The following is a 26,034-nucleotide window of genomic DNA, read 5'->3' on the forward strand; positions in this document are numbered from 1 at the left end:
CTGCTCAGGGGCCGACGAGCAGCAGCACGATCCGGAGTTCGTCCTCGTTGACCCGGTAGCCAAGCGTCATTCCGGGGGTCGCCTCGTCCCCCGGGACGACGACGATGCGACCGGAGACATCGTCCCCGGGGGTGTACGGCAGCCCCAGCTCCGGGTCGCGTCGGATGCTGCGCAGGACGCCCAGGAACCGGCGACGCTGGTCGGCGGTGAGACCGGCCACGGCGGGCCGGACGGCGTCGTCGAGGAAGACCGGCAGCAGGTCAGACATCGGACTCGGCCCACTCCGGGAGGAGATCGGCCAGCGGCGTTCCCGGCCGGTCGAAGGCGGTCCGCAGGGCGTGCTCGATCTCGGGGACGGTGCGCAGGTGCAACAGGTGCTGCCAGGCCTTGAGGTAGTCCCGGAGCTCGTGCAGGGGGACGTCCTCGATCTCGGTGTTGAAGCGTGCGAGGTCCGAGCCGGTCAGGATCCCGCGGAACTCGCGGATCGTCCGCGGACCCGCGGACGGCAGCCGGGGCTGGACGGGTTGGGCGCTCATCTGCTGCCTCGCTGTGGCCGGGGGCGGGCGGGAACGGCGGCATTCAGGATGCCGCGCTCCGAACCTACCCTCCACCCGTGACCCGCCACGTCCGAGCCGAATAAGTCCGATCGTCGGACCGTCAGCTGAAGAGGGCGCCCAGGTCCAGCTGGGTGATCAGGTAGCTGTCCGTGGCCGGGTCGTGGGCGTGGAGGAGGGCGGTGCGGCCGGCCGGGACGACGGGGTCGCCGGGTGGGGTGCGGACCGCGATGAGGGCGGGGGAGCCGTCGTCCAGGGTGACCTCGGCCAAGCCGCCGGTGGCGGTGGCGTCGCCCGGGAGGACGAAGCAGGAGCGGCCGACCAGGGGGAAGGGTTCGGAAGCGAGCAGGTCGCCGGGGAGGTCGTCCGGAAGAGCCCCGGGCACGGCGTCGACATGGGGATCGGCGCCGCACCCCCCGTTCCGGGTCCCGGTGGCGTGGCCGACGTCGTGTCCCCCGGACACGACGTCGGCGCCAAGGCCGCTGAGCAGGGCCAGCATCCAGTACTCAGCGGTCACCACCAGAGTCGGGAAGCCAGGTGCGGCTCTGAAATTCCCCCGCAACCGACCCGCCCCCCGGACTCTTTCCTACAGCGCCGGATCCCCCGTGCGCCGCAGTGATCCTGTCAGGGGCGGAGCCTCCGCACACTGCCAGGATCCGGCAATCTTGACGCTGCTTTGACACCCTGAAAATATCCGGAAACCGCAAGCAACGCGGGCCCGTCCGAAACGTCTGACGGAACGGATCAGAGCGGCTGGTCGGGCCAGTCGAGCAGCCGCGCGCCCATCACGGCGGTCTCCAGGGTGTAGCGGTGCAGGGCCTCCGTCGGGTCGTAGCCGGTGAGGTCGCGGATGCGTTCCAGCCGGTAGCCGAGGGCCCGCACGCTCAGCCCGAGCCGCCGGGCGGTCTCCGCGTTCACGTACCCGGCCTCGGCCTGGACGGTGATCGTCCTCAGCAGCGGACGGGCGCCGCCGCGTGCGGCGGTGAGCGGGCCGAGCACCGTCCGCACCAGGTCGGCCATGGCTTCCCGGTCCCGCATCAGCACCGGGAAGACCAGCAGTTCCTCGGCCCGCAGCCGGGCCGCGGGCAGGCCGAGCCGCTCCGCGTACTCCAGCGTGGCGAGCGCCTCCTCGTAGCTGCGGACGATGCCGCCGGTGCCGCCGTACCGGCGGCCGGTGGCGACCCGCAGGGCCGGCGGGTAGCCGGGGCCGGGGCGCAGGGCGAGGTCGGTGAAGGCGGCGAGGACGGCCTGCTCGCCGTCGGAGGCGATGCAGACCAGCCGCCCGTCGCGGACGGCCAGCAGCAGGGTGCGGTCGTCGTAGCGGCCGGTGAGTTCGCGCAGGACCCGGTGCGGGGTGGGCGCGCCCTCCAGGTAGGGCTCGGCGCCGACGGCGACGGCGACGGTGTAGCCGGCGGCGAGCCGCAGGCCGAAGCGTTCGGCGCGTTCGGCGAGCCGGCCGAGGTCGGTGCGGCCGTGCAGCAGGTCGTTGACGAGCTCCCGCCGGTTGGCCTCCTCCTGGCGGACGGCCATCCGCTGGGCGCGTTCGTGGCCCTCGGCGACGGCGCCCAGCGCGGCCTGGGTGGCGGCGAGCACGGCGTCGCCGGTGCGCCGGACCTCGGCGGTGGTGACGGCGGTGAGGCCGGGGAACGTCTGCCAGGACGTGCGGGTGGCGCCGAGGCAGACGCCGACGAGGTCGCGCAGTCCGTGGCCGGCCTCGGCGGCGCGCTCGCCGAGGTCGCGCAGCCGTTCCAGTTCGGTGCGGCGGAGCAGACGGCCGGTGCGGGACACCTCGGTGAACAGGGCCAGGCAGTGGCCGGCCAGCTTGCCGGGGATGTCAGGGGTGCCGGGGGTGCCCGGGGTACCGGTTCCGTTGGCCGCCGTCATGCTGTCGTGTCCGCCCCGGCCCGTTGGTGCGGTGCGGCCGTCCGGCGGGCCGACCGGTCGGCCGATCGGCCTCTCCGCCGGTCGGCCGGACCGCCGGGCCGCGGGCCGGTCGGCCGGCCACCCAGCCCGGGCATGTTATCGGTTCGGCCGGCCCGCACCCCCAGCCACTGAGGAGACCGCCGGGGAGGCCGCGACCGGCAGCAGCGGCCGGTGGCAGGCGACCGTCCGCCCCGGCGCCACCTCGCGCAGCCCCGGCACCTCCCGCGCGCACCGCTCGTCGGCGAACGGGCAGCGGGTGCGGAACCGGCAGCCGGACGGCGGGTCGAGCGGCGAGGGCGGGTCGGCGGGGAGCAGCCCGGTGTCGCCGAGCGGCCGCCCGGGTTCGGGGACGGCGGCGAGCAGCGCGGCCGTGTAGGGGTGGGCGGGGGCGGCGAGCACCTCCTCGGTGGGGCCCTGCTCGCAGAGCCGGCCGAGCTGGAGCACCGCGACGTCGTCGCTGACCGCGCGGACCACCCCGAGGTCGTGCGAGATGAACAGGCTCGCCAGGCCCCGCTCCTCGGTCAGCCGGCGCAGCAGGTTGAGCACGGTGGCCTGGGCCGAGACGTCGAGCGCGGACACCGCCTCGTCGGCGATCAGGACCCGGGGTTCGGCGGCCAGCGCCCGGGCGATGGCGACCCGCTGCGCCTGGCCGCCGGAGAGCTGGGCGGGCCGGCGGTCGCCGAACAGGGCGAGCGGCAGCCCGACCGCCTCCAGCTGGCGTTCGACCACGGCGGCGCGGTCCACGGCCGGGTCGGGGTGGGCGTCGAGCGGTTCGGCGACGAGGTCGCGGACGGTGCGGCGCGGGTTGAGCGAGGAGACCGGGTCCTGGAACACCATCTGCAGCCGGGGCCGCAGGGCCCGCAGCGCGCGGGGGGCGAGGGCGGCCAGGTCGGTGCCGTCCACGGTGACGGTGCCGGCGGTGGGCGGGGGCAGCCGGAGCAGGGCCTTGGCGATGCTGCTCTTGCCGGAGCCGGACTCGCCGACCAGGGCGAGGGTGCGGCGTTCGCGCAGGGTCAGGTCGACCTCGCTGACGGCGTGCAGCGGGCCGGAGCGGGTGCGGTGGACCACCGAGAGCCCGGTGGCCCGCAGGACGACGGGGGAGGCGGGTTCGGGGGCGGGTGCTGGGGCGGGGACGACGGGGGTCATACGGTCTCCGGGGCCTTCGGCACGGACGCGGCCGCCGGGGCGGGCACGGTGGACGGGGCCGACGGAGCGGACGCCGGGCCGGGCGGCACGGTGAGCGGGAAGTGGCAGGCGGCCGTGTGGCCGTCGCCGGCCCGGTGGAGCGGGGGCGCCTCCGTCGAGCAGACCGCCTCGGCCCGCTCGCAGCGCGGCGCGAACGGGCAGCCGACGGCCGGCCGGGAGAGGTCCGGCGGCGAGCCGGCCACGGCGGGCAGGACGCGGCGCAGCGGCCCGGTGACCCTCGGCACCGAGCGCAGCAGCGCGGCGGTGTAGGGGTGGGCCGGTGCCTCCGTGACGGCCTCGGTGGGCCCGGTCTCGACGATCCGCCCGCCGTACATGACGGCGATCCGCCGGGCCCGGCCGTACAGCAGGCCGATGTCGTGGGTGATGAGCAGGGTGGCGAGGCCCCGGGTCCCGCGGTGCCGGTCGAGCAGGTCGAGGACGGTGCGCTGGACGGTGACGTCGAGCGCGGTGGTCGGCTCGTCGGCGAGCAGCAGGGCGGGGGAGCCGGCCAGCGCGGCGGCGATGCCGACCCGCTGCCGGAGCCCGCCGGACAGCTCGTGCGGGTAGGCGCGGGCGCGCCGGGCCGGGTCGGGCACGTCGACGGCGGCGAGCAGCTCGGCGGCGGTGCGCAGCCGTTCCCGGCGCGGCATCCGGCGGCGGTTGGTGAGCGACTCGGTGACCTGGTCGGCGATCCGGACCACCGGATTGAGCGAGGTCATCGGGTCCTGGTGGACCATGGCCACGCCGGTGCCGAGGAGTTCGGCGCGCCGGCGCGGGGCGGCGGTGAGCAGGTCCTCGCCGTTGAGCAGGATCCGCCCGGTGGCGGTGGCCCGGGTGGTGCGGGGGTGGACGCCGAGCACGGTGCGGGCCAGCACGGACTTGCCGGAGCCGGACTCGCCGACGACGCCGAGGCACTCCCCGGCGTCGATGCTGAGGTCGATGCCGTGCAGGACGTGCAGGGTCCGGCCGTCGGGGGTGTGCAGGGTGGTGTCCAGCGAGCGGACTTCCAGGACGGGGGCGGTCATCCCCGGCCTCCCTTCGAACGGAGCTGCTCACCCAGGTAGTTGAGGGCGAGGACGGTCAGGCAGAGCACCGCCGCGGGGGCGAGCGAGATCCACGGCGCGCTGCCGAGGGTGGTCCGGCCCTCGGCGATGATGCCGCCCCAGGACGGCTCCGGCGGGCGCAGGCCGAAACCGAGGAAGCTGAGCGAGCCCTCGGCGACGATGGCGACCGTGGTGGCGGTGAAGGCGAAGGTCAGCGCGACGGGCGCGACGTGCGGGACCACCTCGCGGCGCAGGATGCGCAGCGGCGCGGTGCCGATCATCCGGGCGGCCTGGACGAAGCCGCGCTCGCTGAGCGACAGCACGACGGCGCGCACCACCCGGGTGAAGTGCGGCACGGTGAACAGGCCGATCAGGGAGCCGATCACGGTCAGGCTCGGACCGCGCAGCGCCACCGTGATCATCACCAGGATCAGCGAGGGCACCGACATCAGGAGGTCGGTGGCGAAGCCGATCACCTTGTCCACCGGGCCCCGGAACCAGCCGGCCACCAGGCCGAGCGCCCCGCCGCCGAGCAGGCCGACGGTGATGGTCAGCCCGGCGACGGCGAAGGAGGCGCGGGCGCCCGCCACGGTGCGTTGCAGGACGTCCCGCCCGGCGGCGTCGGTGCCCAGCCAGTGGCCGGGGCCGGGGGCGGCGGAGGGGTGGGCGAAGTCGCCGTGCAGCGGGTCGAACCAGGGCAGCAGCGGGAGCAGCAGGGCGGCGAGCGCGACCAGGGCGAGCCAGGCCCCGGCGGCCAGCACCCCGGGGGCCGGGCGGCGCAGGGCCGTCCGGCGGACCGGCAGGACGGCAGGGGCGGTCTCAGCGACGCTCATCGGCGATCCTCGGGTCGACGGTGCGGTACAGCAGGTCCACGGCGACGGTGGCCGCCACCACGCCGACGGCGCTGACCACCACCACGGCCTGCACCACCGGGAAGTCGCGGCCGGCGATCGCGGTGGCCGCCAGGGTGCCGACGCCCGGCACCGCGAACAGCGACTCGACCAGCACCGAGCCGCCGAGCGACATCCCGATGCCGATCCCGACCAGGGTGACCAGCGGCAGCGAGGAGGGCCGCAGCGCGCGCCGCAGCAGCAGCCGCACCGTGCCCATGCCGCGGCTGCGGGCGGCGGCCACGTAGGTCTGGTCGAGGGTGTCGATCAGCTGGCCGCGCAGGGTGCGGGTGAACACGGCCGCCTCGGTGAGGCCGAGGGTGAGGGCGGGCAGCACCAGGTGGCGCAGATTGTCGAGCGGGTCCTCGGTGAACGGCGTCCAGCCGGTGGCGGGCAGGATCCGCAGCTGGACGGCGGCGAGCCAGATCAGCACCAGGCCGAGCACGAAGCCGGGCACGGCGAGCCAGACGAACGCGCCGGCGGTGGCGATCCGGTCGACCGCGCCGCCCGGCCGCCAGGCCGAGTACAGGGCCACCGGCAGGGCCAGGCCGAGCGCCACCAGCTGGGCGGCGACGAAGAGTTCGAGGGTGACCGGGATCCGGTCGGAGAGTTCGGCGGTGACGGCCACGCCGGTGGACAGCGAGTGGCCGAGGTCGCCGTGCAGGGCGTCGCCGAGCCAGCGCCAGGCGGCGACCAGCACGTTGTCGTCCAGGCCGAGCCTGGCCTCGTACGCGGCGACCTGTTCGGGCGTGGCGGTGGGGCCGAGCGCGGCGAGGGCGGGGGAGCCGGGCATGAGGTGGGGCAGGGCGAGCGCCGAGACGGTGACCAGCAGCAGGACCGAGGCGGCCCGTCCGGCCCGTCCGGCGACGCGCCCCGCGGTCCGCAGGACGGGCGCCAGGGCGGGTGCGTGGGCGGGTGCGTGGGCGGGTGTCACTTCTTCACCCACAGCACGGCGGGGGAGACGCTGACCACGGTCCGCCTCGACACGTCGGGCAGTCCGCCGAGCTTGGCGGAGGCCAGGAAGCCGACCGGGTTCTCGGTCAGGAAGAGCATCGGGACGTCGGCGACGATCTCCCGCGCGGCCTCCTGGTAGGCGCGGGCCCGCTGCGCCGGGTCGACGGTGCCGTGCCCGGCGGTGATCGCCCGCGCGGCCACCGGGTTGTTCCAGCCGGTGAAGTTGTAGGGGGACTCGGACAGGAACAGGCTGGTCAGGGCGGTGTCGGTGTCGCCGAACATGCTGGTGACGAAGTCCATCACCTGGAACTGGCGCTGGTACATCGCGGTGCCGAGGCCCGCCTGGTCCAGCGGCTTGATGGTCATCCGGACGCCCGCCTCGGCGAACATCTGCTGGAGCACGGTGGCCCGCTGCTGGGCCTCGGGCCGGCTGTCGACCAGGTAGTCGAAGGCGAGGTCGGCGTGGCCGGCCTCGGCGAGCAGGGCCTTGGCCTTCGCGGCGTCGTGCGCGGGGTAGCCGCTGTCGGCGGTACCCCGGTAGGGCGAGGTGGAGCCGATCGGGCCGTCCGCGACCTTGCCCTGGTCGAGGTGGACGACCCGCTCGACGGCGGAGCGGTCCACGGCGTACTGGAGCGCCTTGCGGACCTTCGGGTCGTCGAAGGGCGCGGCCTTGGTGTTGAACAGCACGGTGGAGGTCGAGCCGGGGCCGGTCGCGGCGCGCAGCCCGTCGCCGGCGGCCTGCTTGTACTGCGCGGGGGTCTCGGTCCAGACGAGGTCGGCGTCGCCGGAGCGCAGCGACTGGTAGCGGCTGTCGGTGTCCGGCAGCACCTTGTAGACGAGCTTGTCGGCGTGGCCCCGGGGGCCCCGGTAGCCGGGGTTGCGCACCAGGGTGGCGGAGACGCCGGGCTGCACGCTCTCCACCGTGTAGGGGCCGGAGCCGACGGCGGGGGTGTCGGGGCCGGCGGGGGCCTCGGAGATGTAGCCGAGGGAGCGGGTGAACAGGTTGGGGAAGGCGGCGTTCGGGGCCTTGAGGGCGAAGCCGACGGAGGTCGGGGAGTCCACCGTCATGGCGCCGATGCTCGCGGCGTCGACGGCGCAGCTGCACTTGGCCTCGGGCTTGGCGAGCCGGTTGACGTGGTCGACGACGGCCTGCGCGTCCAGCGGCTTGCCGTCGCTGAAGGTGACGCCCCCGGGCAGTTCCAGCGTCCAGGCGGTGGCGTCGGCGTTCGGGGTGAAGGACTTGGCCAGGTGGGGCTGGACGGCGCCGTTGTCGGCGTTGGTCATCAGCGGGTCGTAGAGCGCGTTGGCCAGGATCATCATCGGCATCGAGGTGAGTCCGCTGTCGGCCGGGTCGAGCTTGGTGAACGGCCGGTCGAGGCCGATGCGCAGGGTGCCGCCGTCGACGGCGGGTCCGTCGTCCTTGGGCGCGGAGCCGGTCGCGGCGCCGCCGGAGAGGGTGTCGTCGGAGGCGGAGCAGGCGACGGCGGTGAGGGCGAGGGCCGCCGTGCAGACCGCGGTTGCCAGAACGTGCGTGTGCCGCTTCATGGTTCCTCGTGGGGTTCGGTGGGGGCGGGGGAGTGGGGAAGGCGGGGAGCGCCAAGGGGAGAGCGAGGGGGAGCGAGGGAAAAGCGGGGGAGAGGGAGGGGAGGACGGGCGGTCCCGACCGGACCGATCGCCGTACGAGCCCAGCTTTTGGAAGTGGCACAACTGCCAATTGGCAGTTGTGCAAACTTCACATGTCGAGCCGGCGACGACTTCGCGGTGGGCTTGAGCGGTCGCTCCGGGCGTGATTCCGTACGACCAAGGCCGCTTGCGGCACCGCAGTTGACGAGGAGCGAGCAGGATGCAGGGGCAGGGGACGGACACCGCGGCGGAGCCCGGACTGCGCGACCGCAAACGCGCGCGGACCAGACAGGCGATCCGTACGGCGGGGCTCGACCTCTTCGAGGAGCAGGGCTTCGAGAGCACCACGGTGGACCAGATCTGCCGGCGCGCGGACGTCGCCCACCGCACCTTCTTCCGGTACTACGAGTGCAAGGAGGCCCTGCTCTTCGGCATGGACTTCGGGCTCGCGGTCCTGGACGCCTTCGCCGCCGCGCCGTCCGAGCTCGGCATCTGGGAGGCCTTCGAGCACGCCGGGGCCACCACCGACGGTCAGTTGGAGGAGCCGGCCGCGCACACGGCGCGGCGCCGGGCGCTGCGGCGCCGGTTCATCGGGATCCGCAGTGTGCACGACTTCGCGCTGATCATGATCGACACGTTCTCGCAGCGGGCGGCGGCGATCGCGGCCGACCGGCTGGGCGTGGACGTGGCCGCCGACCTGCGGCCGCACGCCCTGGCGGCGCTGCTGGCGGGGATGACCCGGCGGCACGTCGTCGACGGCGAGGAGGGGCGGCCGCTGGCGGACTGGGCGGTGGCGTTCCGGCAGCTGCTCGGGCCGCTCGCGGGGCCGGAGCCGGAAGCGGGGCCGGTGCCGACGGTCGTACCGTCCGGGCCCGCCGGGTGAGCGCGCCCGGTTACTCGGCGGGCCCGGACCCGCCCGCGTTCTCCGTCCCGCCGTCCGTCCCGCCGGGCTCGCGGTAGTGCAGCACGAACCGCGCGCTGCTGCCGTCGATCCGCCGCCGCACGTACAGCGCGGGTGTGCCGTCCGGCGTGCAGCTGACCCCCTCGCGGACCAGCAGCGGGGTGCCCGGCGGCACTCCGAGCAGCTCCGCGTCGGCGAGGTCCGCGCCGATCGCGCCGAACGCCCGCCAGTCGTACTCCAGCTCCACCCCGGCCGCCCCGGCCAGGGCGAGCACCATGTTCCCCGGCCGTCCCGGCCGTTGCAGTCCGGGCGGCAGCGGCCGGGTCGGCACCCAGTAGCTGTTCGCCACCCGGGGCCGGCCGCCGATCCTGATCACCGTGTCCACCCGGGACAACTCCCCGACCGTGCGGCCGAGTTGCCGGGCGGCTTCGCCGTCCTCGGCGGAACCGCCGACGGCCGGGGCCGCCACCACGGTCTCGCCGTCGCCCTCGACGACGCCCGCCGTCCCCTCCGGCAGGGGCGTGCCCGACGGCAGGGCGGCGTCCAGCGGCAGGGCGCGGTGGACACTGCCGAGGTCGAACCGCTGGCTGCGCGGGTCGACGGTGATCGAGACCCGCACCGCCGGCGGGCGGACGAAGGTCCCCACACCCCGGCGGATCTCCAGCACCGCGGCCCGCTCCAGCTCCGCCACCGCCTGCCGGACGGTCAGCCGGTTGACGCCGAAGTCGGCGCTCAGCTCCGGCTCGCTGGGCAGCCGGGAGCCGGCCGGGTACGTCCCGGCGTCGATGCGCTCCTGGAGCTGCCGGGCCAGCCGGCGGTACAGCGGGGTGTCGCTTCGGTGCGTTGCCACGCGCCCGATCCTACGGAGCCGCGGGGCGGCTTCCGTCCGGGGTTGTCCGGAAGTTCACCCCGGCGCCGCTTGCCCCGGCCCCGATCCGCCAGGTAGACATCTAGACGTCTAGATGTCTCGCCGCACCATGGCCCTCCCCATGGCTTTCCCCATGGCTTTCCCCTTTCCCTCGACCGACCCCCACCACCGAGAGGCCCCCACCATGACCCTGGTCAACTTCCGCGACCCCGCCACCCTCGCCGACCCCGCCGGCCGCTGGATCCGCCCCGGCGCCCTGTACCGCTCCGCCCAGCCCTTCCCCCACGACAACGCCGACATCGCCGCCCAGCTGCGCACCGCCGGCGTCCGCACCGTCGTCGACCTGCGCGGCGACGCCGAGGCCCGGGACGACGACTGGGCGGTGTCGGCGGCCGACGGCGTCGAGGTGGTGGCCGCCCGCATCCAGCCCACCAACGGCGACCTGGCGGCGGCCATGCGGGCGATGACCACCGACGCCGACCTCGGCGCCTTCTACCTGCTGATGGCCGAGTCCGCCCCCGAGGCCGTCAAGCTCGCCGTCGAGGCCGCCGCCCGCCCCGGAGGCGTGCTGCTGCACTGCGCCGCCGGCAAGGACCGCACCGGCCTCCTCACCGCCCTGCTGCTCGACCTGCTCGGCGTGCCCACCGAGGAGATCGTCGCCGACTACGCCCGCACCGGCGCCGCGCTCACCCAGATCTTCGAGGGCCTGGCCGAGCGCAACCGGGCCGCGCTGAACGACTACGAGAACGGCACCCTGACCGTCCCCCGCCCGCTGCTGGAGGCCCCGGCCGGTGCGATGGCGGCCTTCCTGGAGCTGGTCGGCAGCCGCTACGGCGGCACCGAGGGTTTCCTCGCCCACTGCGGCGTGGACGCCGGGACCGTCGCCGCCTTCCGCGCCAAGGCCGCCGCCGGGGTGACCGCGTGAGCGCCGCGAGCCGCCCGGCGCCGCTGCACCACACCGACGGCACGCCGTTCCGCGACCTCAACCACAACGGCACCATGGAGCCCTACGAGGACCCGCGGCTGCCCGTCGAGGAACGCGTCGAGGACCTCCTGGCCCGGATGACCCTGCCGGAGAAGGCCGCCCTGATGCTCCACGGCCGGATGCTCCCCGGCAACCAGGGCCCCTTCCCCTCCGGCGAGCACCTGGTCACCGAACACGGCCTCACCGCCTTCGCCATGATGGCCGTCCCCGACGCCCGCGCCATGGCCGAGTGGAACAACCACGTCCAGGACCTCGCCTCCGCCGCCCGCCTCGGCATCCCGGTCACCCTCGCCTCCGACCCCCGGCACGGCTTTACCGCCAACCCGGCCACCGCCTTCACCGGCGGCGGCTTCTCCACCGGCCCCGAGCCGATCGGGCTGGCCGCCACCGACGACCCGGAACTCGTCGAGCGCTACGCCGCGCTGATCGGCCGCGAACTGCGGGCCGTCGGCATCCGGGTCGCCATCCACCCGATGGCCGACCTCGCCACCGAACCGCGCTGGGCCCGGATCAGCGGCACCTTCGGCGAGGACCCGGACCGCGCCTCCCGGATCATCGCCGCCTACATCCGCGGCCTCCAGGGCGGGCCGATCGGCCCGGACAGCGTCGCCTGCATGACCAAGCACTTCCCCGGCGGCGGCCCGCAGTTCAAGGGCGAGGACTCGCACTTCGCGGCCGGCCGCCGACTGGTCTACCCGGGCGGCGCGCTCGACCGGCACCTGCGCCCCTTCGAGGCCGCCTTCGAGGCGGGCACCGCGCAGATCATGCCCGCCTACGCGATCCCCTCCGGCAGCGGACTGGCCGAGGTCGGCGCCAACTTCAACCACGACGTCATCACCGGACTGCTGCGCGGGAAGTACGGCTTCGACGGCGTGGTCTGCACCGACTTCAACGCCATCACCGGCATGGACGTCCCCGGCATCGTCAGCCTGCCGCCGCGGCACTGGGGCGTCGAGGAGCTGTCCGTACCGGAGCAGGTGGCGCTCACCCTGCACGCCGGGGCCGACCAGCTCGGCGGCGAGACCGACCCGGAACTGATCCTCGGCGCGGTCCGCTCCGGCGCCGTCACCGAGGCGCGCCTCGACGAGTCCGTCCGCCGCCTCCTGCGCGACAAGTTCCGCCTCGGCCTGTTCGACGACCCGTACGTGGACGTCGAGGCCGCCGCCGCGACGGTCGGCACGCCCGAGGGCCGCGCACTCGGGCGCGAACTCCAGGCCCGCTCGCTGGTCCACCTGGCCGGCCGCCCGCTCACCGGCACCCGCCTCTACGTCGAGGGCGTCGACCCGGCCGTGGCCGCCCGCTACGGCACCGTCGTCGACCGGCCCGAGGACGCCGACCTCGCGGTGCTCCGCCTCGCCACGCCCTACGAGAAGCGCGAGGGGCTGCTGGAGCAGGCCTTCCACTCCGGCTCGCTGGAGTTCGAACCGGCCGAGGCGGCCCGGCTGGCGGCGCTCGCCGAGGCGCTGCCCACGGCGCTCGTCGCCCAGCTGGAGCGCCCCGCCGTCCTCACCCCGCTGGCACCCCACGCGGCCCTGCTGGTGGGCGAGTTCGGCGCCGCCGACGACCTCGTCCTGGACGCCGTCCTCGGCCGCACCCCGATGACCGGCACCCTCCCCTTCGACCTCCCGCGCTCCGACGCGGCCGTCGACGCCGCCCGGGAGGACGTCCCCTTCGACACCGCCGACCCGCTGTTCCGCTTCGGCCACCCGACCGCGCCGCGCGGCGGGAGCCGCCCGGTCTGAGGCGCGTCCGGCCCGACCCTGAGCAGGAGGTGCGGAGCAGGAAGTCGGCCGGACCGACTTCCTGCTCCGCACCTCCTGTTCCGTGTCTCCCGCTTCGTTCGGTGCCGCGAGCCCTGTAACGCGCCGTCGGTCCTGGAGCGTGTTGGTGGTGACATCAGTTCGAGAGGGGACCATTCGGTGGGGGACACACCCGCGGACTTCCTGGAGTTCGCCCACGCCCGCAGCGACCAGCTCTTCCGCACGGCGTGCCTGCTCACCGGCGACCGGCATCTGGCCGAGGACCTCGTGCAGGAGACGCTCGCCAAGATGTACCGGTCGTGGCGGCGGATCGACCGCACGCACGCGCCGGCCGCGTACGCCCACACCGTCCTGGTGCGCACCTTCACCTCGTACCGCCGCCGGCGCAGTGCGCAGGAACGCCCCGTCGAACGGCTCCCGGAGGGCGCCGGGGCCTCCGGCGACCCCGAGCTGCGGCTGACCCTGCTGGACGGGCTCGCCCGGCTCGCCCCCAAGGAACGGGCGGTGCTGGTGCTGCGCTACTGGGAGGACCGGTCGGTCGAGGAGACCGCGCGGATGATGCAGCTGAACCCCGGCGCCGTCCGCACCCGCAGCCTGCGGGCGCTGCAGAAACTCCGCGCCGTACTCGGCGACGAGCTGCTCGCCGACCTCGCACACCTCTGAGCGGGCCGTGGACCCGCTGTCCCCGCCCCTCGAAAGGAGAGCACCGTGAGCCCCGATCAGCAGTCCGGCCGACGTCTGCACGAAGCGATGCGGCACAGTTCCGACGCGTTCGGCCCGCACCGTGCCGACCTCGTCCTCGGCGCGGCCGCGCGGGGCCGCCGGCTCCGGCTCGTCCGCCGGGCCCAGCTCGCCGCGCTGGCCGCCGTCGTCGCCGGGGCCGCCGTGCTGGGGGCCGCGCAGCTCTCGCCCGGGGCCGCGCCCGCCCTGCTGCCGGCCGTGACCCCGACGTCGGCCCCGACGTCGGCCCCGACCTTCGCGCCCGCCCCGACGGCGACGCTCGTGCCCGTTCCGACCCGACCCCCGTCCGCCGCCCCGCCCGTCGGCGGCCCGCGCTCGGGACCGATCTCGGCGCAACTGGCGGCATTCATGCCTCCGGGAACGACCACCCGGGTGTCCAGCAGCGGAGCCTTCGAGGACGGACGCGTCACGATGAGCCAGACCGTAACCGCCTCGGGATACGTCCTCTACGACGACGGACGCGGCGGGGCCTCCGTCGGTGTGAGGCTCGCCGACATCGACCGGCGCACCCCCACCTGCGACCCGGGGCCATGGCTCTTCTGCGACATCCTCGCGGACGGCACCCAGGTCAAGGCCGAGAAGGCCAGGCTGACCAGTGGCTACCTGCTCTGGTCGGTGCACGTCCTCCACCCGGACGGCCGGAAGGTCGACGTGGACGAGCTCAACACCGACCGGATCCCGGAGAAGGCGACGACCGCCGGTCCCACCCGGGCCGAACCCCCGCTGACCATCGACCAGTTGCAGGCCATCGCCCTCAGCCCGCACTGGAACCGCTAGCCGGGGGTCGCGGTGCCTCGCGCGTTCCGGGCGAGGCACCGTCGGGGGCGCGGGCGGGCGACCGCCCGCGCCCCCGACGCCGCCACCGGGCCCGCGACCTCGTCGAAAACCGGTCGCTCCGCCCGCCGCGCCGCTGGCAGAGTCGGACGCCATGCAGCACCTGCGCGGGATCCGGGCCGACTTCGACGCCACCACTATCACCCTCTACCAGGCGTACGCCCCCGCCGTCGCCGAACCGGCCGTCGCCGCACAGCGGTTCGTGCCGCCCTTCTCCTTCGGCCGGACGACCTGGATCAAGCCCTCGTTCGCCTGGTTGATGCACCGCAGCAACTGGGCGCGCAAGCCCGGCCAGGAACGCGTGCTCGCCGTCCGGATCACCCGCGCCGGCTGGGAGGAGGCCCTGCGCCGCGCCGTCCTGACCACCGCCGACCCGGGGGAGCTCGCCCGCGCCGAGGTGCACGTCCAGTGGGACCCGGAGCGCTCGCTGCGGGGTGCCGCGCTCAACCACTACAGCATCCAGGTGGGCGTGGGCCGGACGCTGATCCGGACCTTCGCCGAAGAGTGGATCACCGGCATCACCGACCTCACCCCGCAGGTCCGGAAGATCGCCGACCTCGTCCGCGGCGGCCGGGCGGACCGGGCCCAACGCCTCCTCCCGCCCGAGCGTCCGTACCCGCTGCCCGCCCCGATCGCGGCCCGGCTGGGCATGGACGGCTGAACGCGGCCGGATCGGAAAGTCGGCCGTTCCGACTTCTCGTGCGTGGCCGCCGACGGCTGTTCGATCCGGTCGCCCCAAGGGCCCTCCGACTACGAATACTTCCAGCCATTCGACTCTTATACGGCTAACAACTCCTTCGGCCCTGCCCCCGACGAGCCGTCCGGTGAACGGGTGCGGTCCGCGCTGTCATGGCGCTGGGCAGCCCACGCCCCATGGAAAGGCAGGGACATGAGCAGATTCAGGTACACGGTCACCGGACCGGCGCTGGCACTCGCGGCCTCGGCGGTCCTCCTGGCCGCGGGCGGTACGGCCCACGCGGAGTCCGGCTACGACCAGATCACCATGCTGAAGCAGGAGAAGACCCAGTGGTGCTGGTCGGCCTCCGGGCTCACCATCGCCAAGTTCCAGGGATACGGCACCACCCAGGCGGACTTCTGCAAGCGGGCCTCCTCGTACGCCGGCGGTCCCAGCTGTGACAACCAGCCCGCCAGGCTGGAGGACATGGCCAACGCCTGGTACAGCCTGGGCATGGCCAAGCCCGGCACCGGTCTCGTTCGCGCGGCGTCGTTCGCCGAGGTCACCACCGACGTCAAGGCCGCCCGGCCGATCGGCGCCCGGATCGGCTGGAAGTCCGGCGGCGGCCACATGAACGTGGTCTACGGCTTCGACACCTCCAACAACACGATCGCGGTCGGCGACCCGTGGCCGGACACCGCCACCTACACGTGGTGGAACTACGCCGACTACGTCAACAACAGCTCGTTCCAGTGGACCCACTCCCGTACCGGCATCTCCCGCTAGACAGAGAAGGAGGACGACACATGCGTGACCGAATCGAGCCCGTCGGCCGGAAGGCCGCCCGGTTCTCCCCGCTCGCCCGGCTGCCCCTCGTCCTGGCGCTGGGTGCTTCCGTACTGCTGTCCGCCGCCGGTCCGGCCCGGGCCGTCGACATCCCCGACTACCAGGCCGCCCTGGACGTGGTGCGGTCGGCCGGCGTCCACGACGCCGTCTGCCGCTTCCTCTCCACCCCGCTGCCCGGCGCCGGGTCCGACACCGGTGCCGACGGCATGGTGACGATCCCCGACACGCCGGAACCGTGCGCCGGCCTGCCCGCGTTCACCCTCAACGACCCGCTCGCGGTCAACGAGATCACCCCGGACTTCGTCGCGGGCACCGCGCTGCCGGTCCCCACCTCGGCGGTCAGGCTCAGCCACCTGGTCTCCTCGATCGGCGGCGCCGTCAACGACCGCACCGCCACCGTGCTGCTGGCCCCGAGCGAGGGCGGCGGCTGGCACCTCGCGGGGGTGCGGGACGGCGACAGCGACGCCGGGTACGCGGGCAGCGCGACGCCCGGCTCCCTGGTCTTCACCGAACCGCAGATCCGCGGCTGGTACCGGCTGACGCTCACCACCGTCGAGCCCCTCAACGACCAGGCCAGGGACGGGATCGACGGCAGGTCGACGATCTCGCTGGCCGACTACCAGAAGGTGGTCAAGGCCCGCTACGCCGACAAGCTGCCCGGCTCCGAGTACGACACCCGGGGCATGTCCAGCGGCTACGGGCCCGACGGCCGGGCCGCCGAACCGACCTCCCGCACCCCCCTGCTCGCGGGCGGTTCGATCGCGGCCCTCGCCCTCGCGGGCGGCGCCGCCGCCCTCGGCCGGTTCCGGCGCCGCCGCCGCGGCACCGTCTGAGCGCTGCCCGCCACCCCGGCGTGAGCCGGACCCGGGGGCTTTGCAGAGTCCGACGCGACTTTGCAAAGCCCCCTAGACTCCGAGAGCCTTCCCGTACATCGACGAGGTGCGCCGGACGGTCATCCCCAACCGCTCGTACAGCGGCAGCGCGCCGGTCTCCGAGTGCGTCCACAGGGTGCACCGCTCCCGGCCGTGCCGGTGGAAGGCGCCGAACACCTCGCCGAGCAGCAGCCGCGCGATCCCCCGGTGCCGGTGGTCGCGGCGGACGGCCAGCCGCTCGACGTGGCCCTCGCCGCGGTCCGGCGCGTCCAGGGCCAGCGCCGCGCCGACCATCTCCCCGTCGGCGAAGGCCACCCGGGAGAGCGCGGGCGCGAACGAGTCGTGCCCGACCGTCCGCGGCGCCCACTCCTCGTAGGGACTGCGCCGCACCTGCCACTCGTCGAACGCGTCCTCGGTCACCCGGTGCGCCGCCGACTCGTCGCCCGGGCGGAACGGCCGCACGGAGATCCCCGGCGGCGGTGCGGCAGCCACCGCGGCGGCGGGCAGGGCGATCCCCAGCTGCCACTGGGAGACGAACGGCAGGTAGCCGCGCGAGCGCAGCAGCCCCACGGCGGCCCGGTCGCCGTCCTCCACGGCCTGCGCGAGCCGCTCCCCGCCCGCCCGCCGGGCCCGTTCCTCGGTCCAGTCGAGCAGCCAGCCGCCCAACCCGGCGCCCCGGTGCCCGGGGTGGACGTCCACCCGGCTCCGCCGTCCGCCGCGCACCCACGCCCAGCCGGCCACCTCGCCGCGGCCGTCCCGCACCAGCAGGGCGTCCAGGGCGGGGTCGAGAGCGGGGTGCGCGAGGTCGGCGGCGACGTCGCCCGGCGCGCTCTCGGTACGGCCGAGCAGGTCGCGCTCGCAGGCGGCGACCAGCCGGGCGACGGCGGGGGCGTCGGCGACGGCCGCCGGTGCGGACCGGTAGCGGGCGGGGAGCGGCGGGAGTCCGGCGAGGTCGGTCATGCGTCCTGACTCTGCGCCACCCGCGCCGCTCCTGTCGACCGGATTCGGCGATCGGACCGGGCCGGATCCCGCGGACGGATCCGCCGGACCGCTCGGACCGGGGGACGGGAGAGGGGGCCGCCTCCTGGCACGATCGCAGGATCGGAGGCGGCCCCCGGGACCGTTCCCGGACCACGCCGCTGACTGGGCATCGACCGCGTGGCCCGGACCGGTCACGAACCATCCGACAACCTCAACCGCACGTGAGGTCAAGCCCCGCCGTCCGTGCAGGACGCCTCAGCACGGCTCGGGACGCCTCAGGAGGACGTCCGCAGCTCCCGGATCCGGGTGATCCGGCCGCGGGCGTCCACGACCAGGTCGTAGGTGTCGCCGTAGCAGGCGTAGGGGGGCTCGGGTTCGCCGTCGGACAGACAGGTGTCGAGGTGGTCCAGGAGGACGGGCAACTGGACCTCCTTGGCCGGCTCGCCGTGCGGGAGGTCGACCAGGGTGGCGGTGGCGTGTGCCGCCAGGGCGAGGTCGACCGGTGCGGCGTCGGGGTGGCAGCCGGGCGCCGCCGGGCGGACGCTCAGCCGGCCGTCCCGGACCTCCAGAACCGTGACCACCCGGTGCCCGGCCCCGGTCGCGCAGGCGGCGGGGGAGGAGGCGGGGGAGGCGAGGTCGAGGTCGGCCCCGGCCTCGGGGGCCGCCCAGTACTCCTCGGTGTCCGAGTACCCGTCCTCCCCGGTGTCCTCCAGGTCGTCGGCGTCCGCACCGTCGTCGGCGTCGCCGACCTCGTCCGAGGACATCGCCAGCGTCGGGTCCTCGTCGATCGGCGTGCAGGCGGAGAGGCCGGTGGTGACGGCGCAGCAGAGCAGCACGGCGAGGAGGAGGCGGCGGGGCGCGGTCATGGGATGAGTCTTCCAGGAACGTGACCGGAGGAGACACCCGCGTACACGTGGAATCCGTCCGACCGGTTCCGTTCCACTGCCAGCGCCGCCCCGGAACACTTTGCAAAGTCCCGAAAGGACTTTGCAAAGTGTTCCGCGGCAACGGTCCCGCCCCCACCGCTCCGGCCCCGGACGCACGACCGCCCCCGCCGGGCGTGCGGGCCCGGCGGGGGCGGAGGACAGTGAGCGGACGAGCGGACGAGCGGACGAGCGGACGAGCGGACGAGCGGACGAGCGGACGAGCAGGCCGGCAAGCCGGTGGCCCGGTCCGGTCCGGCCCGGCCCGGCCCGGCGAGGCTACGCGGCCACCGGGTGCGCCGGGTCGTACGCCAGCCGCGCCCGCTCCTGCGCCTGCGGCCCGGCCCGGAGGTGGTCCAGGCCGAGCAGGACCGCCCCCAGCACCGGCGGCGCGACGACGACCCGGGGCTCGGCGAGCGGCGCCTCCCGCGCCAGGCGGGCGGTCAGGTTGTCCAGCAGCAGCGACTGCCGGGCGGCCAGCACTCCGCCGCCGAGCACCACCGGGGTCGGGGTGTCCAGCAGGTCGAGGCGGCGCAGCGCGACCAGCGCCAGCCGGGTGATCTCGTCGGCCTGCCGGTCGATCAGCTCCAGCGCCGCCCGGTCGCCCTCCCCGGCGACCGCGAACAGCACCCGCACGATCTCGTGCAGCCGGGCGAACGGCAGGTGCCCGAGGTGGACGGCCTCGGCGACGGCGCCGGCGCTGGGCAGGCCGAAGTGCTCGGCGATCGCGGGCGCGAGCGCGGTCGGCCCGCCGCGCCCGTCCTCGGCGCGGACGGCGTGCCACATGCTGCTGATGGCCAGGCCGGCGCCGCCGCCCCAGTCGCCGGTGAGCTCGCCGAGGGCGGGGAAGCGGGCGGTGCGGCCGTCCGGCAGCAGTCCGACGCAGTTGATGCCGGCGCCGCAGACGACGGCGACCCCGCGCGGGCCGTCGGTGCCGGCCCGGAGCAGGCCGAAGGTGTCGTTGACCACGGTGTTGCTGACGCCCCAGGGGTGGGTCTCCAGGGCCACCCGCAGGGCCTCCTCCTCGACCGGGAGGTCGGCGTTGGCCAGGCAGGCGCTGACGTGGCTGGTCAGCGGGCCGGTCCAGCCGGTCAGCCCGGCGGCCGCGGCGGCCTCCTCGACCAGTGGGGCGAGGCCGGCCACGGCGGCGGCGCCACCGGTCTTCTGAGGTGTGAAGCCGCCGCCCCGGGCGGAGCCGAGGACACGGCCGTCGGCGCCGACGAGGGCGACGTCGGTCTTGGAGTTGCCGGCGTCGATGGCGAGGACGCCTGGCAGGTGTGGTTCGGGCTGGTGGGTCATCGGGTCCCCGCGGCTCGTCGTACGTGGCCCGGCCGGGGGTCTTTCCCGGCCGGGGATGGCTTCTCCTGCCGGCGTCCGCCGGGCGCCGTCCGCCGGGCCGCCGGTGGCCCGGCCCGCACTCCCCCCACGGAGTGCGGGCCGGGGGCCGAGGGCCCGGTCCGGCGCCGGGACGGGTCCGGCGCGGAGGCCGGGCGGGTCAGGCCCAGGCGAGGTGCTCGCGGTTGTGGGCGAGCAGCCGGTCCGTGAGCCGGTCGGCGAGTTCGATCTGGCCGACCAGCGGGTGGGCGAGCAGTGCGTCGAAGACCCGGTCGCGACCGCCGCGCAGGGCGGCGTCCAGGGCCAGGTGCTCGTACGAGGTGACGGCGGCGACCAGGCCGGCGTACAGCGGCTCCAGCGGGCGCTGCGGCAGCGGGCGCACGCCCGCCGCGTCGACCTCGGCCGGCACCTCGATCACGGCGTCGTCGGGCAGGAACGGCAGCACTCCGTCGTTGCGGGTGTTGACCACCTGCACCGAGGTCCCGCCGCCGGTGCCGAGCAGCGCGGCGATGAGCTGCACCGCCGCCTCGGAGTAGAACGCGCCGCCGCGCTGCGCGAGCAGCTCCGGCTTGGTGTCGAGGGCCGGGTCGGCGTAGAGCTCCAGCAGCTGCCGCTCGATCTCGGCGACCTCGGCGGCCCGGGAGCCCTTGACCTTCAGCTCCTCCACCACCAGGTCGTGCTGGTAGAAGTACCGCAGGTAGTAGGAGGGCACGACGCCGAGCCGCTCGACCACCCGCTGCGGCAGCCGGATGTCGTCGGCGATCTCCTTGCCGAATCCGGCCAGCAGCTCCGGCAGCACCTCCCGGCCGCCGGCCGCGCCGGGCGCGTCGAGCAGGGTGACGCCGCGCTCCCAGCTGAGGTGGTTGAGGCCGACGTGGTCGAGCCGGACCAGCTCCGGGTCGACACCGAGGTGCTTGGCGAAGCGGCGCTGGAAGCCGATCGCCACGTTGCACAGGCCGACGGCCTTGTGGCCGGCCTCCCGCAGCGCGCGGGTGACGATGCCGACCGGGTTGGTGAAGTCGACGATCCAGGCGTCCGGGTTGGCCCGCCGGACCTTCTCGGCGATGTCGAGCACCACGGGGACGGTGCGCAGCGCCTTGGCGAGTCCGCCCGCGCCGGTGGTCTCCTGGCCGACGCAGCCGCACTCCAGCGGCCAGGTCTCGTCCTCGTTGCGGGCGGCCTGTCCGCCGACCCGCAGCTGCAGCAGCACCGCGTCGGCGTCCGCGACGCCGGCCTCGATGTCGGTGGTCGTGGTGACGACCGCGCCGTGGCCCTGCTTGGCGAAGATCCGCCGGGCCAGTCCGCCGATCAGCTCCAGCCGGTCGGCGGCGGGGTCGACGAGGACGAGTTCGCCGATCGGGAGGGTGTCGCGGAGCCGGGCGAAGCCGTCGATCAGCTCCGGGGTGTACGTCGAACCGCCGCCGATGATGGCCAGCTTGAGTGCGGACATCAGCCCTTGACCCCTGTCAGTGTCACGCCTTCGATGAAGGCTTTCTGTGCGAAGAAGAAGAGGACGATCACCGGGGCCATCACCAGCAGGGTGGCGGCCATGGTGAGGTTCCAGTTGGTGTGGTGGGCGCCCTTGAAGGACTCCAGGCCGTAGGAGAGGGTCCAGGCGTCGTGGTTGCTGCTCGCGTAGATCTGCGGGCCGAAGTAGTCGTTCCAGCAGTAGAAGAACTGGAACAGCGCGACGGCGGCGATGGCCGGCTTGGCCATCGGCAGCACCACCCGCAGCAGGGTGCGCAGTTCGCCGCAGCCGTCGATCCGGGCCGCCTCGATGTACTCCTTGGGGATGGTCAGCAGGAACTGCCGCAGCAGGAAGATCGAGAACGCGTCGCCGAAGGCCATCGGGATGATCAGCGGCCAGAGCGAGCCGCCGAGGCCCAGCTGCTTCGCCCAGAACAGGTACATCGGGATGATGGTGACCTGCGGCGGCAGCATCATCATCGAGATGACCGCCATCATCGCCAGGTTGCGGCCGCGGAAGCGGAACTTCGCGAGGGCGTAGGCGACCGGCAGGCTGGAGACGACGGTCAGCACGGTGCCGGCGAGCGCGTAGAGCAGGGTGTTGCGCCACCAGGTGAGGAAGCCGGGGGTGTTCCAGACCTTGCCGTAGTTGCCCCAGTTCCAGGAGGTGGGCCAGTAGTCGGTGGTGAGTGCCTGGCTGTCGGTCATCACCGAGGTGAGGAAGACGAAGACGAACGGCAGCAGGAAGAAGAGGCCGGCGGCGATCGCCAGCGAGTGGACGGCCACCCAGTTGAGCAGCGCGCGCCGGCGGGCGACCCGCTCGGCGGCGGTGACGGGGCCGCGGGCGACGCCCCGGCCGGTCCGCTTCCCGGGTGCCTCGGTGGGGAGGGTCGAGCTGAGAGTCATGATCGTGTCCTCACTGGGCCGCTAGTCGTCGCTGGCCATGAAGCCGGACTTGCGGCGCATCAGCACCGAGGTCACGGCCATCGAGATGACGAACAGCACCAGGGCCACGACGCACGCCGCGCCGTAGTTGAAGCGCTGGAAGCCGAGGTTGTAGACCATCTGCGGCAGGGTCCAGGTGGAGCCGTTCGGGTATCCGGGCTCGAACTGCTGGCCGGAGTTGCCCGCGTTGCCGGCGGCGACCTTCCCGGCGACGAAGGCCTGCGTGTAGTACTGCATGGTCTGGATGACGCCGGTGACCACCGCGAACATGATGATCGGCGAGATGTTCGGCAGGGTGACGTAGCGGAACCGCTGGAACGGGCCGGCCCCGTCGAGCTCGGCGGCCTCGTACTGCTCCTTCGGGACGTCCAGCAGGGACGCCATGAAGATGACCATCAGGTCGCCGACGCCCCACATGGCGAGCAGGGTCAGCGCGGGCTTCGACCAGTTCGGGTCGGCGAACCAGCCGGGCTGCGGCAGCCCGATCTCGCCGAGGAAGTGGTTCACCGGGCCGGTGCCGGGGTTGAGCAGGAAGGCGAAGGCGACGGTGGCGGCCACCGGCGGGGCCAGGTACGGCAGGTAGAAGGCGGTCCGGAAGAAGCCGACCCCGGTCTTGATCTTGGTGATCAGCATCCCGATGCCGAGACCGAACGCCACCCGCAGGCTCACCATGACGACGACCAGCCACAGGGTGTTGCGCAGGCCCTGCCAGAACGCCGGGAGGTCGTTGAAGACGTAGTCCCAGTTCTTCAGGCCGGTGAAGGTGGGCGAGCCGAAGCCGTTGTACTTGGTGAACGAGAAGTAGATCGTCGAGATCAGCGGGTACAGGAAGAAGACGCTGAAGCCGATCAGCCAGGGGGAGAGGAAGCCGAGGGTGCGGGCCGCCGCCCGGCGGCGCTTCCGGCGCAGCAGCTGCTGCACGGGAGGCGCCGCCGGGGCGGTCGCTCCGGCCCCCTTGCGGGTGGCGGACGCGAGTGACATGGGAGCTCCGAGGACGGGCCGGGCGTGCGGGGTGCGCGCTACTTGGCCTGGGCGATGGCGGCGTCGATCTCCTTGGCGGTGGCGGTGAGGCCGGCCGTGAGGTCGGTCTGCTTGCCGGACTCGTAGTCGTAGCCGAGGTTCTGCAGGGAGACCAGGTAGCCGCCGCCGTTGACCACGGCCGGCGTGGTGCCGGAGCTGGCGTGCTTGGCGATGTTCACGAAGGTCTTGAAGTTCTCGTCGGCGACCAGCTTCGGCGACTCCAGCGCGGCGAAGGTGCTCGGCACGTTGTGGATCGCGTTGGCGAAGGAGACGACCGCGTCGGTGTCGGTGGTCAGGAACTTCACGAACTCCCAGGCGGCGGCCTGCTTCTTGCTGGTGCTGGCGATGCCGACGATGGTGCCGGTCTGGTAGCCGCGGCCGTAGGTGTCCTGCTGGTCGTCCGGCACCGGGAACGGGGCGGTGGCCCACTCGAAGTCCGGCTTGTCGGTGGCGAGCGAGGCGGTGCGCCACTCGCCGTCGATGGCCATCGCGACCTGGCCGGTGTGGAACGGGTTCTTGGCGCTGAACTCCTCGCCGAAGGTGGAGCGGAACTTGTCCAGCTTGTCGTAGCCGCCGAGCTTGTCGACCATGCTCTTCTGCCACTTCATCATCGCGGCGACCTTCGGGTCGGTGGCGACGGTGGACTTGCCGGCGGGGTCGAAGTAGGTGGGGCCGTACTGGCCGAGGAAGTGCTCGGTGGTCGACTCGTAGCCGTGGTACAGCGGCATGAAGCCGAGCTGCTTGTAGCCGTCGCCCTCGGGGACGGTGAGCTTGTTGGCGACCTCGGCGAACTCGGTGAAGGTCTTCGGCGGGTTGGTGATGCCCGCGTCGGCGAAGGCCTTCTTGTTGTAGTACAGGCCGAAGGCGTCGCCCAGCAGCGGCAGGGAGCACTGGTTGCCCTGGAACTGCGTGTAGTTGAGCATCGCGGCCGGGAAGGTCTTGGCGGCGTCGATGCCGTCCTTGGCCAGCAGCGGCTTGAGGTCGACGAAGGCCTTGGTCGAACAGAACATGCCGACGTTGTTGGTGGTGAAGGAGGAGACCACGTCGGGGGCGTCGTCGCCGCCGGCCCGCAGGGACTGGTTGACCTTGTCGTCGGCGATGTTGCCGACGGCCTTGACGTGGATGTTGGGGTGGGCCTTCTCGAAGGCGGCGATGTTGTCGTTGATCGCCTTCACCTCGGAGTCCTGGCTCCAGCCGTGCCAGAAGGTGATCGTGACGTCCTTGCCACTGGCCGAGTCGTCGCTGCCGCCGCCGTCGCTGCTGCCGGTGCAGGCGGTGGCGAGCAGGGCGAGGACGGCGCTGCCGGTGACGGCGGCGAGCGTCCGGCGGCTTCTGCGGGCGGGGGAGGTGGTGGATTGCACTTCGAGGTCCTCCTGGGGGTGCCGCGGGCAGGCGTCATTGCCTCGGGTCCCGCGTTCGGGATGGGGAGAGGTGGGTGCAGGGTCGAGCGGTGCGGGCTGTGCGTGAGGCGGTGGGTCGGGTGTCAGTGGGTGGAGAAGACCGCCTCGCGGGCGGCGGCCAGCGCGCGGGCCAGCGCGCCGATCAGGACGGGCGAGCCGGTCAGCGCGCTGCCGCGGACCTCGGGCCGGGCGGGCGAGATCCTGGCCAGCTCCTCCTGGACCAGCGCCCGCAGCCGTTCGCCGCCGGCGGTCGGGACCCCGCCGGAGAGCACCACCAGCCGGGGGTCGACGACGGCGACGATCACGGCCAGGCCGACGGCCAGCCGGGCGGCCAGTTCGGTGAGGAAGGCGTCCCCGGCCCCCGGGGCGGCGAGGGCCCGGGCGACCGCCTCCTCGGCGGTCGGCGCGGCGATCCCGTGCTCCTTGGCCAGGGCCCGGACGGCGGGGGCGCCGACCAGCTCCTGGAACCCGCCGGAGTTGCGCCGGCGGACGTCCCGGACCGGCGAGCCGGGGACCGGCATGTAGCCGACCTCCCCGGCGCCGCCGGTGAAGCCGCGGTGCAGCCGGCCGGCGATCACGATCGCGGCGCCGGTGCCCTCGCCCGCCCACAGCAGCACGAAGTCCTCGAAGCCGCCCGCCGCGCCGGAGGACTGCTCCGCGACGGCGGCGAGGTTCACGTCGTTCTCGATCGTCACCGGCGCGCCGATCGCCTCGGCCAGCCCCTCGGCCAGCCGCGGCGCGTGCCAGCCGGGCAGGTGCGAGGCGTACCGCAGCTTGCCGGTGACCGGGTCGGGCGCGCCGCCGACGCCGATCACCACGGTGTGCAGCGCGTCCTCGGCGAGCCCGGCGGCGCGGACCGCCTCGGCCACCGCGTCGGCCACCCGGGGCACGGTCGCGGCGGCCTGCCAGCCCTTGGTGGGGACGACGTGCTCGGAGAGCGTGGTGCCGCTGATGTCGGCGACCGCGACCCGGACGTGGCTGTTGGTGACGTCCAGCCCGGCGACGTACCCGGCGGCGGGATTCACCTGGTACAGCTGCGCGTTGGGCCCCGGTCCGCCGGCCGTGGTGCCCACCGGCAGCACCAGCCCGGCCGCTTCCAGCCGGGCCAGCAGCTGCGAGGCGGTCGGCTTGGACAGCCCGGTGAGGGTGCCGATCTGCGTGCGGGAGAGCGGTCCGTTCGCCAGCAGCAGTTCGAGCGCGGCGCGGTCGTTGATGGCCCGCAGCAGGCTGGGGGTGCCCGCGAGGGGAGTCTTGGTGTGGCTTCTGGTCACGTGACGATCCTCCTCCTCGGGGCGGCCGGCATTCCGG

Annotated in this window: 26 protein-coding genes; 8 read left to right on the plus strand and 18 right to left on the minus strand. The window is 74.2% G+C overall.

Annotation, left to right across the window (positions count from 1 at the left end):
* Positions 1-4 precede the first annotated feature (4 nt).
* The 9 genes from ACW14Y_RS28525 to ACW14Y_RS28565 all read right to left on the minus strand — a co-directional run bounded on the left by ACW14Y_RS28525 (position 5) and on the right by ACW14Y_RS28565 (position 8,094).
* Positions 5-268: a hypothetical protein gene (locus ACW14Y_RS28525; protein WP_380307434.1), complete on the minus strand. Its 264-nt coding sequence runs from the start codon at positions 266-268 to the stop codon at positions 5-7.
* On the minus strand, positions 261-536 hold the full coding sequence (locus ACW14Y_RS28530; RefSeq protein ID WP_380307432.1) for a hypothetical protein: 276 nt from the start codon (positions 534-536) through the stop codon (positions 261-263). The genes ACW14Y_RS28525 and ACW14Y_RS28530 overlap by 8 nt, the downstream gene beginning before the upstream one ends.
* A 121-nt stretch (positions 537-657) precedes the next feature.
* Positions 658-1,071, minus strand: a complete 414-nt coding sequence (locus tag ACW14Y_RS28535) for a hypothetical protein (protein ID WP_380441326.1) — start codon at positions 1,069-1,071, stop codon at positions 658-660.
* Positions 1,072-1,298: 227 nt separating this feature from the next.
* Complete coding sequence (locus ACW14Y_RS28540) at positions 1,299-2,438, minus strand: PucR family transcriptional regulator (RefSeq protein WP_456983801.1); 1,140 nt, start codon at positions 2,436-2,438, stop codon at positions 1,299-1,301.
* Positions 2,439-2,573: 135 nt separating this feature from the next.
* The gene (locus ACW14Y_RS28545) at positions 2,574-3,623 is read right to left on the minus strand and encodes an ABC transporter ATP-binding protein (RefSeq protein ID WP_402723565.1); all 1,050 of its coding nucleotides are present in this window, start codon (positions 3,621-3,623) and stop codon (positions 2,574-2,576) included.
* Positions 3,620-4,687 carry an ABC transporter ATP-binding protein gene (locus ACW14Y_RS28550; RefSeq protein WP_456983803.1) on the minus strand — a complete coding sequence of 356 codons (1,068 nt, stop codon included), beginning with the start codon at positions 4,685-4,687 and terminating at the stop codon, positions 3,620-3,622. The genes ACW14Y_RS28545 and ACW14Y_RS28550 overlap by 4 nt, the downstream gene beginning before the upstream one ends.
* Entirely contained in the window at positions 4,684-5,538 is an 855-nt protein-coding gene (locus tag ACW14Y_RS28555) for an ABC transporter permease (RefSeq protein WP_380307422.1), read from the minus strand. The genes ACW14Y_RS28550 and ACW14Y_RS28555 overlap by 4 nt, the downstream gene beginning before the upstream one ends.
* Positions 5,525-6,529 carry an ABC transporter permease gene (locus tag ACW14Y_RS28560; RefSeq protein ID WP_380307420.1) on the minus strand — a complete coding sequence of 335 codons (1,005 nt, stop codon included), beginning with the start codon at positions 6,527-6,529 and terminating at the stop codon, positions 5,525-5,527. Before ACW14Y_RS28560 ends, ACW14Y_RS28555 begins: the two co-directional genes overlap by 14 nt.
* Positions 6,526-8,094 (minus strand): ABC transporter substrate-binding protein, encoded by a 1,569-nt coding sequence (locus ACW14Y_RS28565; protein ID WP_456983804.1) that lies wholly within the window; start codon positions 8,092-8,094, stop codon positions 6,526-6,528. The genes ACW14Y_RS28560 and ACW14Y_RS28565 overlap by 4 nt, the downstream gene beginning before the upstream one ends.
* 298 nt (positions 8,095-8,392) lie before the next feature.
* Between ACW14Y_RS28565 and ACW14Y_RS28570 the strand changes: the two genes are divergently transcribed.
* On the plus strand, positions 8,393-9,055 hold the full coding sequence (locus ACW14Y_RS28570) for a TetR family transcriptional regulator (protein ID WP_456983805.1): 663 nt from the start codon (positions 8,393-8,395) through the stop codon (positions 9,053-9,055).
* 10 nt (positions 9,056-9,065) lie between these two features.
* Here ACW14Y_RS28570 and ACW14Y_RS28575 read toward each other — a convergent pair whose 3' ends face one another.
* Positions 9,066-9,923, minus strand: a complete 858-nt coding sequence (locus ACW14Y_RS28575; protein ID WP_402723570.1) for a GntR family transcriptional regulator — start codon at positions 9,921-9,923, stop codon at positions 9,066-9,068.
* A gap of 151 nt (positions 9,924-10,074) precedes the next feature.
* On the opposite strand from ACW14Y_RS28575, the gene ACW14Y_RS28580 reads away from it, so the two are divergent.
* From ACW14Y_RS28580 to ACW14Y_RS28610, 7 genes are all read left to right on the plus strand, one after another.
* Positions 10,075-10,866, plus strand: coding sequence for a tyrosine-protein phosphatase (locus ACW14Y_RS28580; RefSeq protein ID WP_402723571.1), 792 nt, complete (start codon positions 10,075-10,077; stop codon positions 10,864-10,866).
* Positions 10,863-12,668, plus strand: coding sequence for a glycoside hydrolase family 3 protein (locus tag ACW14Y_RS28585; RefSeq protein ID WP_456983806.1), 1,806 nt, complete (start codon positions 10,863-10,865; stop codon positions 12,666-12,668). Before ACW14Y_RS28580 ends, ACW14Y_RS28585 begins: the two co-directional genes overlap by 4 nt.
* A gap of 177 nt (positions 12,669-12,845) precedes the next feature.
* Positions 12,846-13,349, plus strand: a complete 504-nt coding sequence (locus ACW14Y_RS28590) for a SigE family RNA polymerase sigma factor (protein WP_380307408.1) — start codon at positions 12,846-12,848, stop codon at positions 13,347-13,349.
* Positions 13,350-13,394: 45 nt separating this feature from the next.
* Positions 13,395-14,204 carry a hypothetical protein gene (locus tag ACW14Y_RS28595; protein WP_456983807.1) on the plus strand — a complete coding sequence of 270 codons (810 nt, stop codon included), beginning with the start codon at positions 13,395-13,397 and terminating at the stop codon, positions 14,202-14,204.
* A 151-nt stretch (positions 14,205-14,355) separates the two neighbouring features.
* Positions 14,356-14,922 carry a DUF4291 domain-containing protein gene (locus ACW14Y_RS28600; RefSeq protein ID WP_380307404.1) on the plus strand — a complete coding sequence of 189 codons (567 nt, stop codon included), beginning with the start codon at positions 14,356-14,358 and terminating at the stop codon, positions 14,920-14,922.
* A gap of 228 nt (positions 14,923-15,150) precedes the next feature.
* Positions 15,151-15,723, plus strand: coding sequence for a papain-like cysteine protease family protein (locus ACW14Y_RS28605; RefSeq protein ID WP_380307400.1), 573 nt, complete (start codon positions 15,151-15,153; stop codon positions 15,721-15,723).
* A gap of 20 nt (positions 15,724-15,743) precedes the next feature.
* Positions 15,744-16,616: a hypothetical protein gene (locus ACW14Y_RS28610; protein ID WP_380390061.1), complete on the plus strand. Its 873-nt coding sequence runs from the start codon at positions 15,744-15,746 to the stop codon at positions 16,614-16,616.
* A gap of 72 nt (positions 16,617-16,688) precedes the next feature.
* Here the strand turns inward: ACW14Y_RS28610 and ACW14Y_RS28615 are convergent, their stop codons facing one another.
* The 8 genes from ACW14Y_RS28615 to ACW14Y_RS28650 form a co-directional block, all read right to left on the minus strand.
* Positions 16,689-17,615 (minus strand): GNAT family N-acetyltransferase, encoded by a 927-nt coding sequence (locus ACW14Y_RS28615; protein ID WP_456983808.1) that lies wholly within the window; start codon positions 17,613-17,615, stop codon positions 16,689-16,691.
* A gap of 296 nt (positions 17,616-17,911) precedes the next feature.
* A complete protein-coding gene (locus tag ACW14Y_RS28620) occupies positions 17,912-18,502 on the minus strand; it encodes a hypothetical protein (protein WP_402723577.1) in 591 nt (196 codons plus the stop codon).
* A 336-nt stretch (positions 18,503-18,838) separates the two neighbouring features.
* Entirely contained in the window at positions 18,839-19,858 is a 1,020-nt protein-coding gene (locus tag ACW14Y_RS28625) for an N-acetylglucosamine kinase (protein ID WP_380313162.1), read from the minus strand.
* A 196-nt stretch (positions 19,859-20,054) separates the two neighbouring features.
* The gene (locus ACW14Y_RS28630; RefSeq protein WP_340634235.1) at positions 20,055-21,344 is read right to left on the minus strand and encodes a 6-phospho-beta-glucosidase; all 1,290 of its coding nucleotides are present in this window, start codon (positions 21,342-21,344) and stop codon (positions 20,055-20,057) included.
* Positions 21,344-22,267, minus strand: a complete 924-nt coding sequence (locus ACW14Y_RS28635) for a carbohydrate ABC transporter permease (protein WP_380300488.1) — start codon at positions 22,265-22,267, stop codon at positions 21,344-21,346. The genes ACW14Y_RS28630 and ACW14Y_RS28635 overlap by 1 nt, the downstream gene beginning before the upstream one ends.
* Positions 22,268-22,288: 21 nt before the next feature.
* A complete protein-coding gene (locus ACW14Y_RS28640) occupies positions 22,289-23,287 on the minus strand; it encodes a carbohydrate ABC transporter permease (protein WP_380300489.1) in 999 nt (332 codons plus the stop codon).
* Between the two features lie 38 nt (positions 23,288-23,325).
* Positions 23,326-24,687, minus strand: coding sequence for an ABC transporter substrate-binding protein (locus tag ACW14Y_RS28645; protein ID WP_380300490.1), 1,362 nt, complete (start codon positions 24,685-24,687; stop codon positions 23,326-23,328).
* 122 nt (positions 24,688-24,809) lie between these two features.
* The gene (locus ACW14Y_RS28650) at positions 24,810-25,997 is read right to left on the minus strand and encodes an ROK family transcriptional regulator (protein ID WP_380300491.1); all 1,188 of its coding nucleotides are present in this window, start codon (positions 25,995-25,997) and stop codon (positions 24,810-24,812) included.
* Positions 25,998-26,034: the final 37 nt, after the last annotated feature.

It is taken from the genome of Kitasatospora sp. cg17-2, assembly GCF_054031055.1.

What these genes read in the sequence shown, in the direction of transcription:
- ACW14Y_RS28545 (WP_402723565.1), bottom strand. Translation starts at nt 3,623, where the DNA reads ATGACCCCCGTCGTCCCCGCCCCAGCACCCGCCCCCGAACCCGCCTCC.
- ACW14Y_RS28525 (WP_380307434.1), bottom strand. Translation starts at nt 268, where the DNA reads ATGTCTGACCTGCTGCCGGTCTTCCTCGACGACGCCGTCCGGCCCGCC.
- ACW14Y_RS28540 (WP_456983801.1), bottom strand. Translation starts at nt 2,438, where the DNA reads ATGACGGCGGCCAACGGAACCGGTACCCCGGGCACCCCCGGCACCCCT.
- ACW14Y_RS28600 (WP_380307404.1), top strand. Translation starts at nt 14,356, where the DNA reads ATGCAGCACCTGCGCGGGATCCGGGCCGACTTCGACGCCACCACTATC.
- ACW14Y_RS28565 (WP_456983804.1), bottom strand. Translation starts at nt 8,094, where the DNA reads ATGAAGCGGCACACGCACGTTCTGGCAACCGCGGTCTGCACGGCGGCC.
- ACW14Y_RS28630 (WP_340634235.1), bottom strand. Translation starts at nt 21,344, where the DNA reads ATGTCCGCACTCAAGCTGGCCATCATCGGCGGCGGTTCGACGTACACC.
- ACW14Y_RS28640 (WP_380300489.1), bottom strand. Translation starts at nt 23,287, where the DNA reads ATGTCACTCGCGTCCGCCACCCGCAAGGGGGCCGGAGCGACCGCCCCG.
- ACW14Y_RS28530 (WP_380307432.1), bottom strand. Translation starts at nt 536, where the DNA reads ATGAGCGCCCAACCCGTCCAGCCCCGGCTGCCGTCCGCGGGTCCGCGG.
- ACW14Y_RS28555 (WP_380307422.1), bottom strand. Translation starts at nt 5,538, where the DNA reads ATGAGCGTCGCTGAGACCGCCCCTGCCGTCCTGCCGGTCCGCCGGACG.
- ACW14Y_RS28620 (WP_402723577.1), bottom strand. Translation starts at nt 18,502, where the DNA reads ATGACCGCGCCCCGCCGCCTCCTCCTCGCCGTGCTGCTCTGCTGCGCC.
- ACW14Y_RS28605 (WP_380307400.1), top strand. Translation starts at nt 15,151, where the DNA reads ATGAGCAGATTCAGGTACACGGTCACCGGACCGGCGCTGGCACTCGCG.
- ACW14Y_RS28550 (WP_456983803.1), bottom strand. Translation starts at nt 4,687, where the DNA reads ATGACCGCCCCCGTCCTGGAAGTCCGCTCGCTGGACACCACCCTGCAC.
- ACW14Y_RS28580 (WP_402723571.1), top strand. Translation starts at nt 10,075, where the DNA reads ATGGCTTTCCCCTTTCCCTCGACCGACCCCCACCACCGAGAGGCCCCC.
- ACW14Y_RS28635 (WP_380300488.1), bottom strand. Translation starts at nt 22,267, where the DNA reads ATGACTCTCAGCTCGACCCTCCCCACCGAGGCACCCGGGAAGCGGACC.
- ACW14Y_RS28625 (WP_380313162.1), bottom strand. Translation starts at nt 19,858, where the DNA reads ATGACCCACCAGCCCGAACCACACCTGCCAGGCGTCCTCGCCATCGAC.
- ACW14Y_RS28610 (WP_380390061.1), top strand. Translation starts at nt 15,744, where the DNA reads ATGCGTGACCGAATCGAGCCCGTCGGCCGGAAGGCCGCCCGGTTCTCC.
- ACW14Y_RS28615 (WP_456983808.1), bottom strand. Translation starts at nt 17,615, where the DNA reads ATGACCGACCTCGCCGGACTCCCGCCGCTCCCCGCCCGCTACCGGTCC.
- ACW14Y_RS28570 (WP_456983805.1), top strand. Translation starts at nt 8,393, where the DNA reads ATGCAGGGGCAGGGGACGGACACCGCGGCGGAGCCCGGACTGCGCGAC.